Origin of the sequence: Reichenbachiella sp. MALMAid0571, from assembly GCF_040151475.1 — a bacterium.
Lineage (GTDB): Bacteria > Bacteroidota > Bacteroidia > Cytophagales > Cyclobacteriaceae > CAXBNB01.
In genome coordinates, this window is the sequence record NZ_JBDKWG010000049.1 from 1 (window position 1) to 1,593 (window position 1,593).

General features: G+C 40.4%; 2 protein-coding genes. Both read right to left on the reverse strand.

Annotated features, from left to right (window positions below):
* Positions 1-290: 290 nt before the first annotated feature.
* A complete protein-coding gene (locus AAOP42_RS00680) occupies positions 291-428 on the reverse strand; it encodes a hypothetical protein (RefSeq protein WP_349526525.1) in 138 nt (45 codons plus the stop codon).
* On the reverse strand, positions 429-1,496 hold the full coding sequence (locus AAOP42_RS00685; RefSeq protein WP_349526526.1) for an IS110 family RNA-guided transposase: 1,068 nt from the start codon (positions 1,494-1,496) through the stop codon (positions 429-431). It lies immediately after the preceding gene.
* Positions 1,497-1,593 lie beyond the last annotated feature (97 nt).

A 1,593-nucleotide genomic window follows, 5' to 3' on the forward strand; every position in this document is an offset into this window, starting at 1 on the left:
ACACTTCCATGAATAATCTTAAGGTAGGGGATTGATTCAATTTAGTAAAAAGCCATCATATTTTCTTTTTTTTATCTTTTTTTCTTCGAATGTTTTAGAGATCCCAAAGCTGCTTAGTGGCAAGGAAGGCACAATGTTTCCCTGAGCTGTGTAGTTTCTACCAGCTTGACATTTGTTTTGTTTCTGATGTTTCCGGGCTTTCAACCGGAAAACTGATATTGGGTTACCTTTTGAAAAAGAAAAGAAGTCCGGCTTCCATCAGTGATCTACTCATTCTGTAGTCACAAGTATTAATCTGACAATATGTAAAGACCACTCCCCAGACTAAGAATAAGAAGTAGCTTTAACTCCTCAGCGTTTGTTGAGAGGTAGTGGTTTTTCTTTTCGGATATAATGACTTTCATTGCTTCTTTTGATAACCACTTCACTTATTTGATCACTCCTAATTGATAAGATTGTTGGTTTTTGAGTACAAAATATATTCTTGATAAGAGCTTTCTGGCGATCACCACGACTGCTCTCTTTTTGGTCATTCTATCCAGGAGTTGTTCGTATTTGACCAGCATGGCAGGATCATTCTGCACTGTCTGCCAGGCACATTCTACCAAAGCACTTCGCAGGGCTTTATGTTTACGAATCGAAAGGTGTCCTTTCCAGTCATGTTCTCCGCTGCTGTAAGTGGTAGGCTTGAAACCTACAAAGCTGTTGAGTTTTTTGAATGAGGAAAACCGTTTGATATCTCCCAACTCTGTAAGAATTTGCACGGAGGTGAGTGGTCCAATTCCCGGGATAGAACGAAGCAATTTTCCATCGTTTTTATATCGGGCGGTTTTTAGTAGTTTCCTAACCTTTATGGAGGTGTCCAGAAAGTGACGGTAGGTCAAATGATATTGTGTCAACAGTAGGTTCATGGTGTCCCTGCATGAAACAGATGGTAATTCCACTCCTGCCAACCAACCAAGAAATGCCTTGCTCCAGTAAGTGTTATCGTATTGAGCCGGAAGCTGGACGCCTGAAAACATCAGGGTTCCTTTGATTCTGTTTTTCACCCTGACCAGATCACTCCATAGGCGTTTTCGATACCGGAACAATTGTCTGTCTCCTTCTATACCTTCGGAAGGTATATTACACCCTGTAAGCAGTCCGGCCTGTAGAGTTTTGGCAATTTTCCTGCTATCGACCGGATCAGTTTTGTTCTGAGTCTGCTGATGTGTAGAGGGGATGTCTGCCGGATTGACTACCAGACACTCATACCCGAAGTTATGGAGTGATCGGGCAATCCAAAATCCAAATCTGGTAGCTTCATAGGCACAAACCACTTTTACTTCTGGAAAATGCTTATCCAGATAGGATTTTAGTGCTTCGGGATTTGGAGGCTGACTAAAAGTTCGGTGATGGATTTGTCCAGAATAAATAGAAACCGACCACTGTTTTTTGTGAACATCAATACCTACATATAGCGTAAGAGATGAAAATAAGCTAACTTTATTATCCATAAATTTAATCTTTAGGGGTTTGACTTTGATTTTGACTTATTAAGTTAATCCCCTTTAGATTGTTACATGGATACTAAAATGAATATGCGAACTGAGC